Genomic DNA, 16334 nt, shown 5'->3' with positions numbered 1-16334 from the left:
TTCTGCGTTCGCCAACCCAGGGCTGCGCCCTGGGCTAGGAAGTCGCGGACCTTCAGTCCGCTGGACGCGCCGGCTCAGTGGGCTAGACAGGTCGCCTCAGTGGGCTAGATGGGCGCCTCAGTCCGCCAGACGCGTGCGAGTCGATGTGCGTCAGGGTTTGACTACGGTTGGTTGCGGGGCCGGGATGCCTTCGGTGAGGATGCGGCGGACCGGGTCGGGTAGTTCGTCGCGGGTGCTGTGGAGCAGCAGGGCGAGCTGCCAGAGCTGGGTGTCGGTGAGGGTTTTGGCGTAGGCGGGCATGCCACTGCGGCGGGCTCCGTGCGCGGTCTTCCAGTAGAGTTCGCCGGGGGACTGTGCGGCAGTCGTGTGGGCGTCGCGCGGTGCGAAGAATTGCGGTGCGTGCGGGACCATGGAGCGGCCGAGCGGGGCGTCGTGGCCGGGTGCGCCGTGGCAGTTGGCGCACTGTGCATGGTAGGTGTGCGCGGCGCCTTCGAAGACATCCTCATCGGCGGGGAACGGTGCGGACTTCGCCTCGGCGTGTGCTCGCGCGTTCAGCGGGACGGAGGCGACGAGCGGCTCCCAGAGGGCATTGGCGTCGGTGGTGCCGACGGGCGGGTTGCCGAAGCGCATGTAGGCGGCGATGCAGGCGAGTGTCAGGACTGCGCCGATGACCATGCCGAGCAGCAATTTGCCCGCGCCGCCGCTGTTGTTGCTGCGTCGCGCACCTCTTGCCGGTGGTCTGGTCTGCTTTGCCAAGTGATTCCTCTGTCTTCGTTCGGGCGCAGAAGCGTGCACCTGCCGCGCCCGGATGTTCTAATGGGGTTTGTGGTCTGGCGGGACCGATGCCCGCGCAGAAAGCGTTGGCGCCTGCGTCTAAACAGAACGCACTGGAATCAACGTACCAAGCCCGCGGGCCACTTGAGGAGTATTGGTTGATGTTCCGTTTCACCGAACCTGCGCCGCGCGCGCTTTTGGCCACTGCCGCACTTTTCTTCGTCAGCACCGCAGCCTTTGCCCAGGCCGCGCCCAATGGCACGCCCGCACCCGGCCGCAGCCGTCGCGTGAACGCGAATCGCCGGGCGCGCATCCAGCGGAACATTGAGGATGCCTACACGCACCGCTGGGAAATCGCCGGCGGCGGCGGCTTCCTGCGTTTCCGCACGGGCCAAGACCAGCAGCGGATCAACCAGATCAACTTTTTCGTGACGCCGACCTACAACCTGAGCCCGACGTTGTCGGTGGCGGTGGATGTTCGCGGCATGTACGGCGACGCGAAGATCAACAACCTGCAGGTGAAGAACGGTGTGTTCAGCCCGCAGGTCAGCGAATACACGCTGACGGCTGGTCCGCAGTACCGCTTCATGACGCGCGAGAAGTACTCGTTGAGCGCGACGGCGGGCGTGGGCGTTGCGCTGAGCAAGTTTGGCGGCGATGCCAAGGGCCTGAAGTCTGAGGATCTGGGCATGTGGCCCGATTCAAACGCGAAGGTTGCGTTCTCAGTGAGCGCGATGATGGACTACAACATCTACAACAACTTTGCCCTGCGCGTGCAGCCGACGTACCTGGGCACGACCTTTGGCAACACCGTTCAGAACAACCTGGGCGTCAATGTGGGCCTGGTGTACCGGTTCGGACGGCAGAAGTAAGGTTGCTGGGAATTTAGGAAAGGGCCTCGCTGATGCGAGGCCCTTTTCTGTTGCGGTCAGGCTTCTTTCGGGCGCGGTTCGGTCATGGCACGAGCGTCGAGGATGGTTGCGATCTGGTCTTCGGTGAGGAGCTTTTCTTCGCGCACGATGTCGATGATGGACCTGCCGGTGGCGATGGACTCTTTCACGACCTGGGCGGCGCGGGCGTAGCCGATGTAGGGATTGAGTGCGGTGGCGAGCGAGACGGTGGATTGCGCGTAGAAGGCGCAGCGGTCGGCATTGGCGGTGATGCCGCGGATGCAGCGGTGGTCTAGCTCGCGCAGACTGTTGGTGAGGATGGTGATGGACTGCAGAACGTTGTGAGCCATGGTGGGCATCATCACGTTGAGTTCAAGCTGGCCGCCCTGGACGGCCATGGCGACTGCAGCGTCGTTGCCGATGACCTGGAAGCCGACCATGGCTGCGAGTTCGGGCAGGACCGGATTGACCTTGCCGGGCATGATGGAGGAGCCGGGCTGCAGGCCGGGAAGGTCGATCTCGCGGAAGCCGGTGTTGGGGCCGGAGGAGAGCAGGCGGAGGTCGTTGGAGATGCGGATGACTTCGAGCGCGAGGGTGCGGAGTGCGCTGGAGACTGTGGCCATGGGCGCGCAGGACTGCATGGCGTAACGCATATCGTCGGCGGGCCAGACGGGCACGTGGCTGATCTGTTTCAGATAGTGGATGGCCAGTTCTCGATACTCGGGATGCGTGTTGATGCCGGTGCCGACGGCCGATCCGCCGAGGCCTACCTCCCACAGCGTTGAGTCGGCGTATTGCAGATTGTCCTTCGCGCGGCAGATGGTGACGGTATAGGCGGCGAACTCCTGGCCGAGGCGGATGGGGACCGCGTCCTGCATGTGGGTGCGGCCGGACTTCAGAATGCCGTCGAACTCTTTCGCCTTGCCTTCAAGGCCCTTCGCCAGCGAGTGCAGCACGGGGTCGAGCTGCTGCAGGGCGAGCGAGGCGGAGAGACGCATGGCGGTGGGGAAGACGTCGTTGGTGCTCTGCCCGTAGTTGACGTGGTCGTTTGGGTGGACGTGCTGGTACTCGCCGAGGGTGCCGCCGAGAATCTGCGAGGCGCGGTTGGCGAGGACTTCGTTGGTGTTCATGTGGAAGCTGACACCGGCGCCGGCCTGAAATACGTCGACGACGAACTGGTCAAGGTGCTGGCCGTCGAGGATCTCCTGCGCGGCCTTCATAATGGCGTCGGCCTGCGGGCGTGTGATGAGGCCGAGATCGCCGTTTGCCTTGGCGGCGGCGTATTTGACCATCACGATGGCGCGGATGAGGAAGGGGCTGGCTCGCAGGCCGCTGATCGGGAAGTTGACGATGGCGCGGGCGGTCTGCGCGCCGTAGAGGGCTTCTGCGGGCACTTCGACGAAGCCAAGGGAGTCTTTTTCCTGGCGTGTTGCTCCTGTGAATCCGGACACGGTCTGCCTCACTGGAAAGTTAGATGTGCGCGGCTGGAATTGGCGCTAAACTTGATTGCATGAAGACCCCCTTTCGCATAGTTTGCGGCCACCCTGTACGTCTGGCTCTGGCTGCCGGTTTGGTAGTGTTGTCGGTTGCAGGTAGCGCAGGCATGGCGCAGCAGGTGGGACCGCCAACCGGTGGCACCAGTTGGGGTCTTGGTCGCGGTGGTGTTTCCGGCAACGAGAAGTATCTGCCGCCGCCGACGATGCGTGCGGTGCAGGGCGTTGTGCAGAACAGCAAGGGCGAGGTCATCAAGGGTGCGATGGTCTACCTGAAGAATGAACGCACGTCCAAGCTGCAGAGCGTCTCTGTCGACGAGACGGGCAAGTTCCGCTTTGTGCAGGTGCCTCTGAAAGACGACTTCAAGCTGTGGGCGCAGGCCGCCGACAAGAAGAGCCCGGAGAAGGTCATCAGCTCGTTCGACACCAAGACAGAAGTAACCCGAGACCTAAAAGTCGAATAGCACTTCGTGCCGTTCTCGACGTGCTTCGCACGAGTTCTTGCTGATGTGAGAGGTATGGGTAGCCCGGCTTCGCGCCGGGCATATCTGTTTTGAGGTGCTTCTAGCGTTGGTTCATGATGGCTTCGATTGCTGCTCCTGCTTCCAGGACCTGGCGGTCGAGTCCCGCGCTGTTCGCGAGCATGAGTCCGACGGGGGCTGTGCCTGGCCGGTGGATTGGGATGGAGAGGGCGCAGCCGTCGAGAAAGTTGAAGATGCTGGTGTTGCGCAGCATGGCTCCGTTGGCGTGGAAGTAGGCGTCATCGCTTGCTTCGAGCTCGGCGATTGGCGGCGCGATCCATGGCGTTGTAGGCAGCAGGATGGCGTCGTAGGGAGCGAAGAGATTTTCGGCTTCGGCGATGATCTCGCGGCGTGCCTGCATCAGGTCGAGAAAGTCTGCGGCGAGCATGCCTGCGCCGTGCAGGATGCGGGCGGAGACGTGCGGGTCGTAGCGATGACCGCTGGATTCGAGCAGGTTGCGATGCCAGGCGAAGGCCTCTGCCGCTGCGGTCTGGTTGCTGGCGGGGATGCGGTTGAGGGCGTCGAAATGTACGGGGTCGGTGTGGGCTCCGGCTGACTGGATGGCGAGCAGCGCCTCCTGGAAGGCGAAGGCGGTTGGTTCATCGAGACCTTCGAGGACGTAGCCCTGCAGGATGCCGAAACGCATGCGGGTGAGTGGCTTTGTTTCGAGCGGCCGATAGAAGTCGCCGCTAAGGACCGCGTCGAGCCGTGCGCAGCATTCGACCGTGGGCGCGATCGGGCCGACTGAGTCGAGGGAACGCGCGAGTGGGACGATGCCGTCCATGGGGACGCGTCTGGCAGTGGGTTTGAAGCCGACGAGGCCGCAGAGTGCCGCGGGGATGCGGACGGAGCCGCCGGTGTCGGTGCCGATGGCCGCGGCGGCCATCAGGTCCGTGACGGAGACGGCAGCTCCCGAAGACGAACCGCCGGGGATGCGCCGGTTGGCACGATCCCACGGATTGGCGGGTGTGCCGTAGTGCGGATTGAGGCCAAGGCCGCTGTAGGCGAACTCCGTCATGTTGGTGCGGCCGATAAGGACCGCCCCCGCGGCGCGGAGGCGTGCGACGACAGAAGAGTCCTTTGCCGCAGGTGCTGCGTTGGCAAGGACGACGGAGCCGGCGGTGGTGACTTCGCCTGCGACATCGAAGAGATCTTTGACCGAGACGGGGAGGCCCAGAAGCGGCTGGTCTGTGCCGGATTCGCGGAGATGGTCCGTCCTTGCGGCTTCGCGAAGCGCCTGGTCGGCATCGATGTGCGTAAAGACGCGTGCGCCTTCGCCGGACGTATCTTCCGCAGCATTCAGGTGTCGCTCGGTGATTTCGACGCTGGTGGTTGTGCGCGCTTGAAGCTGGTCCAGAAGCTGTCCGATGGGTGTCATAGAGCTTCATTCTAGGCACTGGGCAGGTGTAGGCTGTGGTCACGGAGGCAGTCATGGCTGCAACTGCGGCAGTTTCGGTTCCCCACATCCCGGTTGGCGAGTACCTCGGATCGGTCTACCGGCCGGACGTCGACTACGTGGATGGTGTTCTGGAGGAACGGAACGTGGGGGAATTCGATCACGCGGATATCCAATTCGCGATCATGCAGGTCCTCGAGGGCCTGCGGTCTGAAGGCTTTCGCTCCAGTATGGAGACTCGGGTCCAGGTTTCGGCCACCCGGTTCCGCGTCCCTGACGTATGTCTCCTGCCCAAAGGCTGGAAGAAGACGCAGATCATCCGCGAGGCGCCGCGCCTGTGCGTCGAGGTACTGTCGCCGCGCGATACGGTCATGGGTATGCGCCGCCGTTGTGAAGACTATCTGCGGATGGGTGTGCCAGAGGTCTGGATCGTTGACCCCCAGGCTCGTGTGGTGTTCGTGATGAATGCGGGTGGCTTCCTGGAACGTTCGGAGGGGACGCTTGAACTGCAGGGGGTCCCACTGCATCTCGACATCCGGTCGATCTTCGCCACCTTGGACGTGGCCTGAACCGTGACACGCGCTCCTTGTATTTCCAAGGAAATACAATAGATCTGCGATGACCCAGATTAAGCAGGAAGACTTTATTAGCAGCGTGGCGGACGCGCTGCAGTACATCAGCTTCTACCATCCGGCGGATTACATCAGGAATCTGGCTCGTGCGTATGAGCTGGAGGAGTCGGTTGCGGCCAAGGATGCGATTGCGCAGATCCTGATCAACAGCCGTATGTGCGCGGAGGGCCACCGGCCCATCTGCCAGGACACCGGCATTGTGACGATTTTCCTGAAGATTGGCATGGGCGTGCAGTTTGCCGATGCCACGCTGGATATTCAGGGCATGTGCGACGAGGGTGTTCGCCGGGCGTATGGCGATAAGGACAATCCTTTGCGTGCGTCGGTGCTGGCGGACCCGGCGTTCAGCCGCAAGAACACGAAGGACAACACGCCGTCGTGCGTGGTGACGGAGCTGGTTGCGGGCGACGGTGTGGACGTGATCGTCGCGGCGAAGGGTGGCGGCAGCGAGGCGAAGAGCAAGTTTGCGATGTTGAACCCGTCCGACTCAGTCACAGACTGGGTGATGAAGATGGTGCCGCAGATGGGTGCGGGCTGGTGCCCGCCGGGCATGTTGGGCATCGGCATTGGCGGCACGGCCGAGAAAGCGATGCTGCTGGCCAAGAAGGCGCTGATGGACCCCATCGACATGCAGGAGTTGATTGCGCGCGGGCCTGCCTCAAAGATCGAAGAGTTGCGGATTGAGCTGTATCGCAAGGTCAATTCGCTGGGCATTGGAGCGCAGGGGCTGGGCGGCCTGACGACGGTGCTGGACATCAAGATTCTGGATGCGCCGACCCATGCGGCGAACCTGCCGGTAGCGATGATTCCGAACTGTGCAGCCACGCGTCATGCGCACTTTCACCTGGATGGCAGCGGGCCCGCGAAGCTGGAGGCGCCATCACTGGCCGACTGGCCAGAGCTGACCTATAACCCGCTGAATGCGCGCCGCGTGAACCTGGACACGGTCACTCGGGAAGAAGTGGCGACTTGGAAGGCGGGCGAGGTCGTCCTGTTGAACGGCAAGCTGCTGACGGGCCGCGACGCCGCGCACAAGCGGATGATCGACATGCTAAACCGCGGCGAGAAGCTGCCGGTGGACTTCACGAATCGCTTTATCTACTACGTCGGGCCGGTCGATCCTGTCCGGGAAGAGGTCGTCGGCCCCGCCGGTCCCACGACCGCCACTCGTATGGACAAGTTCACGCGGCAGATGCTGGAGACGACGCATCTGTTGGGCATGGTGGGCAAGAGTGAGCGCGGGCCGGAGGCGATTGATGCGATTCGCGACAACGGCGCGGTGTACCTGATGGCGGTGGGCGGCGCGGCTTACCTGGTGTCGAAGGCGATCAAGGCTTCTCGAGTGCTCGCGTTTGAGGATCTGGGAATGGAGGCCATCTATGAGTTTGAGGTGGTCGATATGCCGGTAACGGTGGCCGTCAGCGCCGATGGAACCAGCGTACACACGACGGGCCCAGCGGAGTGGTCGGCGCGGATTGCCGGTGGTGGGAGTTTGGCGGGCGTACCGATCCTGCAGTAGACGCTCAGTCCGCGACGCTTCGAACCCTTGAATGCATGTTGCGAGGGTAGAAGAACGTTAAAGCCCAGGGCCAGCGTCTCCGCATGGACCAGCGCGCTGTAGGCGCGCGACTTCCTAGCCCAGGGCGAAGCCCTGGGTCAAAATCGGCCATAAATCGAGCGGGCTGAAGGCGCGCGACAAAATGCCTCCCGCCCTAGGTTCTCCAACAGGATGAAGGTGGTGAAGGCCCTGGCTAGACTGCCGCCATGTCGCAGTCTCTCGCGCGGGTGTTGGTTCACATCGTCTTCAGTACGAAGGATCGTTGCCCCTGGCTAGACGATTCGATCCGTTTGGAAATGCATGCCTATCTGGTGGGCGCCGTACAGTCTGACAATGTTCTGCTGCGCGTCGGTGGAGTGGCGGACCATGTGCATCTCGCCATCTTCCTATCGAGAACTGAATCGGTTGCCAAGCTGGTCGAGCGCCTGAAGGTCTCGTCCTCAAAATGGATCAAGGCGAGAGATCCGCAGTTCTCAACCTTCGCATGGCAGAAGGGCTATGCCGTGTTCTCTGTTGGGTTACGGGACAAGGCGGCCTTGATCGAATACATCGATAACCAGGCGACGCATCACGTGCGGCGTGATTTTCAGGCGGAGATGCGCGCGTTGTTCGCAGCCTACGATGTGGACTTCGACGAGAGATTCGTTTGGTCGTGAGCATTTTGTCGCGTGCCTTCAGCCCGATCATCCTGCTGGCGAGCGGTGACCCAGGGCGTTGCCCTGGACTGGGAAGTCGCGCGCCTACAGCGCGCTGATCTCATGCGAGGTGGAGATCTTGCGGTCTTCTCATGAGCTGTTAGCGTGCGACCTCTAGCCCGCAGATCTGTTGGTGCGGAAATAAGTGCTTCGCCTTGAGCTGACATGTCGCGGGCCTTCAGCCCTCTGATCCTGTGCGTCCTGTGCGTCCTGTGCGTCCTGTGCGTCCTGTGCGTCCTCGTGCGTCCTGTGCGTCCTGTGAGTCCCGTGCGTCCGTGCGGCCTGTGCGTCCCGTGCGTCCTGTGCGTCCTGTGAGTCCCGTGCGTCCGTGCGGCCTGTGCGTCCGTGCGGCCTGTGCGTCCTGAGCGGCCCAAAGGGCACGCCTCCACGCAGAAAACGCTTGACAGCCGCGATAAACTAACTCTGTAGATCAGCGGGAGGGCAAACGCCCTGCCGCTTTCTTTTTAGCTGGTAACTCCTTTGTTTTCTGTTTTTTGCGTGTAAGCCCTTTCGAATCTAATTTTTGCCGTTTCGGGAGACGTCAACTCCTTTGGAATCTGATTTTTAGCGTTTCTGGAGGGAGGGGTACCCCCTCCCAGTTCCATGCCACCGAGAGCGAACCATACAATGATCGTGATGCCCGACGAAATTATTTCTGCCTCCCAGACCGATGAACCGAAGCGCTACGCGCCGCACGAGATTGAGCCCAAGTGGCAGGCTGCGTGGGACGCTGATCCTGCGCTTTATGCCGCGGAGCCGCATAGCAGCGGCAAGCCGAAGTACTACGTGCTGGAGATGCTGCCGTATCCCTCGGGCAAGCTGCATATGGGACATGTGCGCAACTACAGCATTGGCGATGCGCTGGCTCGTTACCAGTGGATGAACGGCTTCAATGTGCTGCATCCCATGGGCTGGGATTCGTTCGGCCTGCCGGCTGAGAATGCCGCGATCAAGAACAAGACCGCTCCGCGCGAGTGGACACTGAACAACATCGCGGAGATGCGCAAGCAGATGCAGCGCATGGGCCTGAGCTATGACTGGGCTCGCGAGGTTACGACGTGTCTGCCGGAGTACTACCGCTGGAACCAGTGGATCTTCCTGGAGATGCTGAAGCGCGACCTGGCCTTCCGGCGGAAGAGCAAGGTGAACTGGTGCCCGAGTTGCAACACCGTCCTTGCCAATGAGCAGGTGGTCAGCGGCTGTTGCTGGCGTCATGAAGACGTGCTCGTGGAGCAGCGCGACCTGACGCAGTGGTTCTTCCGCATCACGAAGTATGCGGATGAGTTGCTGGACGGCCTGGACTCGATGGAGGGCTGGCCTGACAAGGTTCGGACGATGCAGCGCAACTGGATCGGCCGCAGCGAAGGCGCGGAGGTCCAGTTCCACGTCACCGGCACGCAGGATACGATCACCGTCTTTACGACGCGCATCGATACGATCTTTGGCGCAACGTCGATTCAGTTGGCGCCGGAGCATGCGCTGGCCAAGGTGTTTGCAGCGGGCGACGCGCAATTGGGCGAAGCTCTGGATGCGATGGTGGCCGAGCAGAAGACGGCTCGCGATACGGACATGCTGGGCGAGCTGCCGAAGCATGGTGTCTTCACCGGCAAGTATGCGACGAACCCGTTCACGGGCGAGCAGATGCCGATCTGGTGCGCGAACTACATCCTGGCCGACTACGGTACGGGCGCGATCATGTCAGTGCCTGCGCATGATGAGCGCGACTTTGAGTTTGCGACGAAGTACGACCTGCCGATCAAGCGCGTGGTTGCGCCGAATCTTGACACCGATGATCTCGCATTGCCGTATACGGGCAAGGCTGAGGCCGTGCTGATCGACAGTGGTGAGTGGACGGGCGAGGCTGCGCTTGAGGCGCAGGAGAAGATGGCGAAGTATGCCGAGGCCAACGGGTTTGGCAAGGCTACGACGACGTATCGCCTGAAGGACTGGGGCGTGTCGCGCCAGCGGTATTGGGGCACGCCGATTCCTGTGGTGTATTGCGACAAGTGCGGCATGCAGCCGGTGCCTGAGGATCAGTTGCCGGTGCTGCTGCCGGACAACATCGATCTTGCGGATGTGGATGGATCGCCGCTGGGCCGTGTGCCGGAGTTTGTAAATACGACCTGTCCGCAGTGCGATGGACCTGCTCGCCGCGAGACGGACACGATGGATACCTTCGTGGATTCGAGCTGGTACTTCTATCGCTATACCGATGCGAAGAACGACAAGGCGCCGTTTGCGAGTGAGGCTGCGAACTACTGGTTTCCGATTGATCAGTACATTGGCGGTGTTGAGCACGCGATCCTGCACCTGATCTATTCGCGTTACTGGACGAAGGTGATGCGCGACATCGGATTGATCAACAACAGCGAGCCTGCGAAGCGTTTGTTCACGCAGGGCATGGTGATCAAGAACGGCGCGAAGATGTCGAAGAGCAAGGGCAACGTGGTCTCGCCTGACGACATGATCGCGAAGTACGGTGCAGACGCAACACGCATGTACTCACTCTTCGCGGCACCACCGGATCGTGATCTGGAGTGGCAGGAGGAAGGTGTGGCAGGTGTGTACCGCTTCCTGTCGCGCATCCATCGGCTGGCCACGAAGTATGCGCCGGCGATGCGTGCGGGCGAGCACACGGTGACGATGGAAGGCTTGTCGACCGATGGGCAGAAGCTGTTGCGCACAGTGCACCAGACGATCGCAAAGCTGACGCAGGACTTCAGCGGCCGTTGGCACTTCAACACGTGCATCGCAAGCATCATGATCCTGGTCAACGAGATCGTGACCAATGAAGCTGCAATGGATAACGGCGACATCTCGCCGGCGACGCAGCGAGAGGTCTTCCGTGTGCTGACGCTGATGCTGGCGCCGTTTGCGCCATTCCTGGCGCAGGAGTTGTGGACGGAGCTGGGGCATGACGGTGTTGTCTTCCGGCAGCCGTGGCCGAAGGCCGATGCGGAACTCGCTCGTGAGAACGAGATCGAGATTCCGGTGCAGGTAAACGGCAAGCTGGTGGCTGTGATCAAGATCGCTGCAGAAGCGGATGTCGAAGCGATCAAGGCTGCGGCGCACGCGAATGAGAAGGTGGCTGCACGCCTTGCAGACAAGCAGATCGTGAAGGTTGTCGCGGTACCGGGCAAGCTCGTGAACTTTGTCGTGAAGGGGTAATGGTGGCGACGGCAACGCAGCAGCGTGCGACACAGGGATTCGTCGAGAACCTATCATGGGTGCGTGCGCGTCCCTCGCTGACAGCGATTGAGGTTGCGTGGCGTTGGATCTTCGGCGTGCCCGCGCTGCTGCTGATCTATCGCGAGGTGGTGAAGGTCTTCGCGGCGGTGCCGTGGCGCTCCACGGGTGTGGAAGCGGTGACGGTGAACCAGTTGCTCACTGATCCGATGAAGGCCTCAACGACGATTGCGGCGTTTGCTCAGGTGGTTGGGCCGGGGCTGTACCGGTCGGCGATCTGGCTCGCTCCGTTGCTGTTGGTGGTCTGGGCGGTTGTTTCGGGGCTTGGCCGGACTGTGCTGCTGAAGCGTATGGATCGGTCGCTGCGGCCGAACGCCGGGACGCTGATGTTGCTGCAGTTGCTGCGTGTGCTGCCGCTGGCTCTGTCGTTTGGAGTGTGGTGGGCGGGCGTGCGGGCGCTGGCGGCGTGGGCGATTCTGCAGCCGATTGCAGCCGGTGGCGAGCCGGCGATGATGGCCTACGTGGGCGGCGTGATCGTGCTGTCACTGGGACTATTCGTGGTGACGGCTGCCGTGGGGTGGGTCTTCAGCCTGGCTCCGCTGCTCTCAGCCATCAAAGGGCAGGGACCGATGGCGAGTCTGCGTGATTCGCTGCACGTGGGACGCATGCGTGGCGGTCTTGTCGAGATCAACATGGTGTTGAGCATTGTGAAGATTGCTCTGCTGGTACTGGCGCTGGTCTTCTCGGCTTGCCCGCTGCCGTTTCAGACGGAGATCACCGATGAGTTCCTGTTCTGGTGGAACTTTGCGGTGGCGATCTGGTATTTCCTGGCTTCCGATTTCTTTCATGTTGCCCGGGTGAGCAGCTACCTTCGGCTGTGGCAGGCTTCGTCGGAGACTGTGCGTAAAGAAGGCGTTCTCGCCGAGTGACTTCCATCGCATGAAATGCATCACAGCGTCTGTTGCTTCACTCTCGCACGCTGAGGTATTTCCATGTCGTTTGGTCTCTATGTTTTTGGCTATGTCATCGTCATCGTTGGTGCTGCGTTTCTGCTGCATCTTGCACACGTTCCCCAGCAGTGGATCATCGGCCTGGTCGTTGTAATGGTTGGTGCGGGTATCGTGACGGGTGTGACGAACACACGCACCAAAGACAAGTCCGAATAGGGTGCTGAGGTTAAGCGCGGCTTGAGGCATCGGCCGATAGCCGCGCTTCCACAGATGCTGTGTGGTCTGCGCACCGTTACAATCGCAGAGTGGACAGCTCAACCGTAGTAATCCTCGATTTCGGTGCGCAGTACACGCAGCTTATTGCGCGTCGCATCCGTGAGTTCAATGTTTTCTCCGTGGTTCTGCCTTGCACCGCCCCGCTTGACGCCATAACAGCGCTCAATCCGATTGGCATTGTGCTCTCAGGCGGCCCCAGCTCTGTCTATGACGCAGACGCTCCCAAGGCCGATGCCGCCGTGCTGGACCTGGGATTGCCCGTGCTGGGCATCTGCTATGGCATGCAGTTCATGGCGCACCATCTGGGTGGCAAGGTCGTGCCGTCGGATAAGCGCGAGTACGGCGATGCCGTGGTCGAGGTCGTGCAGACGAACAAGCTCTTCGCGGGTCTGCCCGTTGAGCTGCAGGTCTGGATGTCGCACGGCGACAGCGTCGTAGACCTGCCGACGGGCTTCAATATAGCAGCGAAGACGCACAACGCACTCGCCTCCATTGCGAATGAAGCGACGCGCATGTACGCCGTACAGTGGCACCCGGAAGTTGCGCATAGCAAGCAGGGAACAGCGCTGCTGAAGAACTTCGTCCTGAACATCTGCGGCGCGCAGGCGAACTGGACTCCCGCGCACTTCATCGAGACAACCGTCGATGCCATCCGCAAGCAGGTGGGTACCGGGCATGCAATCTGTGCGCTGTCGGGTGGTGTGGATTCGGCCGTTGCGGCCGTCCTGGTTGCGAAGGCCATTGGTGATCGTCTGACCTGCATCTTCGTGAACAACGGCGTGCTGCGTAAGAACGAGTTCGCACAGGTGCAGGCGAACATGCGCGAGAAGCTGGGTCTGAAGGTGGTTGCGGTCGATGCATCGAAGCGCTTCCTGCAGCAGCTTGGCGGCATTACCGATCCGGAGACGAAGCGCAAGATCATCGGTCGTGAGTTCATCACGGTGTTCGACGACGAGGCTGCGCGCATCCTGAAAGAGCAGGAGAAGCACGGCGAACTGCAGCAGGACGCGAAGGGCAATGAGATCGCGTGGCTGGTGCAGGGAACGCTGTATCCCGATGTGATCGAGTCATCGAGCGTCAAGGGGCCGTCGCAGACGATTAAGAGCCACCACAATGTTGGTGGTCTGCCCGAGAACATGAAGCTGAAGTTGATCGAGCCGCTGCGCGACCTCTTCAAGGATGAAGTGCGCCGCGTTGGCCGCGACCTGGGCATGCCGGACGATGTGCTGGATCGTCAGCCCTTCCCAGGACCGGGCCTTGCTGTACGCATCGTGGGTGAGATCACGCCGGAGCGTGTGGAGATCCTGCAGAACGCGGATGACATCGTTGTCTTTGAGATCAAGAAGGCGGGCCTGTACAAGAAGATCTGGCAGAGCTTTGCGGTGCTGCTGCCTGTGAAGTCCGTCGGTGTGATGGGCGACCAGCGCACCTATGCCTACACCTGCGCGATCCGTGCGGTGCATAGTGAAGACGGCATGACCGCCGACTGGGTGCCGCTTCCGTACGAGGTGCTGAAGACCATCAGCAGCCGGATCGTGAATGAAGTCCGCGGGATCAACCGGGTTGTCTACGACATCACGTCGAAGCCGCCGGGCACGATTGAGTGGGAATAGAAGAAAGTTGCAGCGATCAGTGGTTTGCTGCTCTCGGAAGCCACACTTCAAATTGCCCCTGCGGTGAAGGCACACCGACTCGGACGATCCTGGCGCTGGGATAAGTGGCGACGAGGATTCTCTGCAGGGATCGTGCAGTCGCTTCATCCGGGCCATCGTTGAAGTAGCGGATCTGCGCTACGCTCGGCATCTTCCTCGACGGCACCTTCTCCACCTGTGAGATCGGATCATAGCCGCCTCTACGAAGTGCTTCAACAATCACTGCCCCGGCGCCCGCCGCATCCGCCTGGTCCTGTTGGACAAAGATTCGTCCCTTTGCGGCTCCAGTCGGGGCGAGCGGGGGCGGCGCTGCGACTGGCGGTGGTGCCGCACTCACGGGACTGTGCGGAAGTACGTGAGTTATCCCAACCTCGACCTTTTTGGGCGAGTCTGCGGCTACAGCGGGTGCGCTCGATACCGTTTTCAGCTTGCCGTCACGATTTCTGGGGACCACCGAGATGAGCGCCAAGAAAGGCTGACCTTCCGAATCGGTAATGCTAAGGCTCTGGTTTTGCGGGCTGCCATCCACCTGGATCTTGTACGGGCCGCCCTGTTCGCTCAACGATCCTGCATTCTGCACCGCAGTTCGAAAGGTGCGTTTGCCTGAGATATAGCCCTTCACATACCAGACCAGCCCCGACTTGGTAATGTCTTGCAGGCATGCGCCGGTGCCGGTGACCGTATCGATGGCATTGTCGTCCAGCATCCGTAACTTTACGTCTGCGATGGAGAAGAGAACGTCTGTCGATCTACCGACGTTCAGGTTTAGTTTGGCCAGTCGACTGTCATCAAAGCCGGCCTTGACTGCGACGTCTCGGGTCAGGTGGTAGACGGGAAACAGATTGGGAGCGGAAAACTCCCGCACTTTTCCGCTCGTCGGCAGGCAGTCGTCATAGCTTACGGCAAGCGTGGTTGAGGGTCGAAGGATGGTGCCTTCGTCCATGCTTGCGCCGGATACTACGACGTCGAAGTCTGGAGCACTGTTCTTCGGATCAAGGTACTGGTGGACACGTGTTGCCAGTTGACTTTGTAGATCATCGAAGCCGGAGAAAGTATTGCTGGTGACTGGATCAGGCAGTGGCTGGGGCGAAAACTTCCACCACAGCGCAAAAGCCAGGAGCAGGGCCGCGGCGGTTCCGACAGCGATCCATACGCCCTTTTCCCGAGTCACCATCGAGTATCCCCGTCGGAAACATCTTCCGATGCACGGCTTGTTCTTTTCGAAGAGAAGTCTACAGCACGCAACGAAAAAGAGCCCCGAAATCCTGGGCTCTTTCTCGTTGCTGTTGTCGGTGCTTTCTAACCGAGTTCTTCCATGGAGTTGAAGCCCATCTTCTTGTACCAGGGCGTCGCGACCTTGAGGGCTTCGTTGACGTTCTTGATGTTCTCTACGCCGACCGTGTTCAACCACGCTTCGAAGGCGGGTGCACCCTGTTGTGCATAGATCTTGATGCCATCGAACCAGGTGGCGCGGCCGCAGAGGACGCCGCTGAACTTGGTGCCGCTTTCGCCGGCGAGCGCCAGGGTCTCAATGAAGACCGGGTTGGTGACGCCAGCCGAGAGATAGATAAAGGGCTTGTCGGTGGCGGACTCGGCATCGCGGAAGAGCTGTGCGGCCTGCTCGCGCGTGTAGGCGGCTTCGCCCTTGAAGGAGGTTGTGCCGGAGACGAAGCCCATTTCGACAGGAACTTCGACCTTCAGGATGTCGATGCCGTAGCGCTCCTTGCCGAACTCCTCCATGGTCTTGGTGACGACGGATGGCTTCTTGCGGGCGTACTCAAGCGTTTTTTCGCCCTTGCCGTTTTCGTCGTAGCCGATGGGCTCCATAAAGAAGGGGATGTCGTGGTAGCGGCACTCGTCGCCGATGCGCTCAATCCAGGCGTGCTTCAGATCGTTGACGCGAGCGTCTTCGTAGGGGGTGTAGTAGAGCAGGATTTTGACGCAGTCGGCGCCGGCTTCCTTGAGGCGGCGAACGCTCCATACGTCCAGAAGATCGGGCAGCCGACCAGCCGTGTTGGCATCATAGCCGGTCTTCTCATAGGCAAGGAGGAGTCCCGCGTCATTGCGCATGCGCGATGCAGGCAGGCCGTATTCCGGATCGAGGAGGATGGCCGATGCGTAGCGGGTCAGGACCTTGGTGACGAGTTCCTTAAAGACGACCAGATCGTCGCCGGTAGCTTCACCGCCGCGGTTGGCGCCGATGGACTTCTGCAAGGAGCCGCGCTGGTCCATGGCTGCGGCCGCGACCACGCCGCGGGAGTCAGATACGGCCTTAAGACCGGCAAGTTTTCCTGGAGTTGGCTTCATGAGA

At 61.3% G+C, this 16334-nt stretch carries 14 protein-coding genes; 9 read left to right on the top strand and 5 right to left on the bottom strand.

Annotation, left to right across the window (positions count from 1 at the left end; all coding sequences use genetic code 11):
• Positions 1-150 precede the first annotated feature (150 nt).
• Entirely contained in the window at positions 151-756 is a 606-nt protein-coding gene (locus TERRO_RS13425) for a c-type cytochrome (protein ID WP_014786234.1), read from the bottom strand.
• Between the two features lie 179 nt (positions 757-935).
• Here TERRO_RS13425 and TERRO_RS13420 point away from each other — a divergent pair, with 179 nt between their 5' ends.
• Positions 936-1646, top strand: coding sequence for a DUF481 domain-containing protein (locus TERRO_RS13420; protein ID WP_014786233.1), 711 nt, complete (start codon positions 936-938; stop codon positions 1644-1646).
• Positions 1647-1702: 56 nt separating this feature from the next.
• On the opposite strand, the gene TERRO_RS13415 is transcribed toward TERRO_RS13420, so the two are convergent.
• Positions 1703-3115 carry an aspartate ammonia-lyase gene (locus TERRO_RS13415; RefSeq protein WP_014786232.1) on the bottom strand — a complete coding sequence of 471 codons (1413 nt, stop codon included), beginning with the start codon at positions 3113-3115 and terminating at the stop codon, positions 1703-1705.
• 59 nt (positions 3116-3174) lie between these two features.
• On the opposite strand from TERRO_RS13415, the gene TERRO_RS13410 reads away from it, so the two are divergent.
• The gene (locus TERRO_RS13410) at positions 3175-3621 is read left to right on the top strand and encodes a carboxypeptidase-like regulatory domain-containing protein (protein WP_157178344.1); all 447 of its coding nucleotides are present in this window, start codon (positions 3175-3177) and stop codon (positions 3619-3621) included.
• 100 nt (positions 3622-3721) lie between these two features.
• On the opposite strand, the gene TERRO_RS13405 is transcribed toward TERRO_RS13410, so the two are convergent.
• Positions 3722-5056 (bottom strand): amidase, encoded by a 1335-nt coding sequence (locus TERRO_RS13405; RefSeq protein ID WP_014786230.1) that lies wholly within the window; start codon positions 5054-5056, stop codon positions 3722-3724.
• Positions 5057-5109: 53 nt separating this feature from the next.
• Between TERRO_RS13405 and TERRO_RS13400 the strand changes: the two genes are divergently transcribed.
• The 7 genes from TERRO_RS13400 to guaA all read left to right on the top strand — a co-directional run bounded on the left by TERRO_RS13400 (position 5110) and on the right by guaA (position 13984).
• Positions 5110-5643 (top strand): Uma2 family endonuclease, encoded by a 534-nt coding sequence (locus tag TERRO_RS13400; RefSeq protein WP_014786229.1) that lies wholly within the window; start codon positions 5110-5112, stop codon positions 5641-5643.
• A gap of 49 nt (positions 5644-5692) precedes the next feature.
• Positions 5693-7225, top strand: a complete 1533-nt coding sequence (locus TERRO_RS13395; RefSeq protein ID WP_014786228.1) for a fumarate hydratase — start codon at positions 5693-5695, stop codon at positions 7223-7225.
• 245 nt (positions 7226-7470) lie between these two features.
• The gene (gene tnpA, locus TERRO_RS13390; protein ID WP_014786227.1) at positions 7471-7920 is read left to right on the top strand and encodes an IS200/IS605 family transposase; all 450 of its coding nucleotides are present in this window, start codon (positions 7471-7473) and stop codon (positions 7918-7920) included.
• Positions 7921-8586: 666 nt separating this feature from the next.
• The gene (gene leuS / locus TERRO_RS13385) at positions 8587-11127 is read left to right on the top strand and encodes a leucine--tRNA ligase (protein WP_014786226.1); all 2541 of its coding nucleotides are present in this window, start codon (positions 8587-8589) and stop codon (positions 11125-11127) included.
• Complete coding sequence (locus tag TERRO_RS13380) at positions 11127-12074, top strand: hypothetical protein (protein WP_014786225.1); 948 nt, start codon at positions 11127-11129, stop codon at positions 12072-12074. Before leuS ends, TERRO_RS13380 begins: the two co-directional genes overlap by 1 nt.
• 63 nt (positions 12075-12137) lie before the next feature.
• Complete coding sequence (locus TERRO_RS23420) at positions 12138-12311, top strand: hypothetical protein (RefSeq protein ID WP_014786224.1); 174 nt, start codon at positions 12138-12140, stop codon at positions 12309-12311.
• 89 nt (positions 12312-12400) lie between these two features.
• Positions 12401-13984: a glutamine-hydrolyzing GMP synthase gene (gene guaA / locus TERRO_RS13375; protein ID WP_014786223.1), complete on the top strand. Its 1584-nt coding sequence runs from the start codon at positions 12401-12403 to the stop codon at positions 13982-13984.
• A 16-nt stretch (positions 13985-14000) separates the two neighbouring features.
• On the opposite strand, the gene TERRO_RS13370 is transcribed toward guaA, so the two are convergent.
• On the bottom strand, positions 14001-15197 hold the full coding sequence (locus TERRO_RS13370) for a hypothetical protein (RefSeq protein ID WP_014786222.1): 1197 nt from the start codon (positions 15195-15197) through the stop codon (positions 14001-14003).
• Positions 15198-15322: 125 nt separating this feature from the next.
• Positions 15323-16330, bottom strand: a complete 1008-nt coding sequence (locus tag TERRO_RS13365; protein ID WP_014786221.1) for a tagatose 1,6-diphosphate aldolase — start codon at positions 16328-16330, stop codon at positions 15323-15325.
• Between the last annotated feature and the right edge of the window lie 4 nt (positions 16331-16334).

It is taken from the genome of Terriglobus roseus DSM 18391, from assembly GCF_000265425.1.
Lineage (GTDB): Bacteria > Acidobacteriota > Terriglobia > Terriglobales > Acidobacteriaceae > Terriglobus > Terriglobus roseus.
This window is presented reverse-complemented; position numbering and strand designations above follow the sequence as displayed.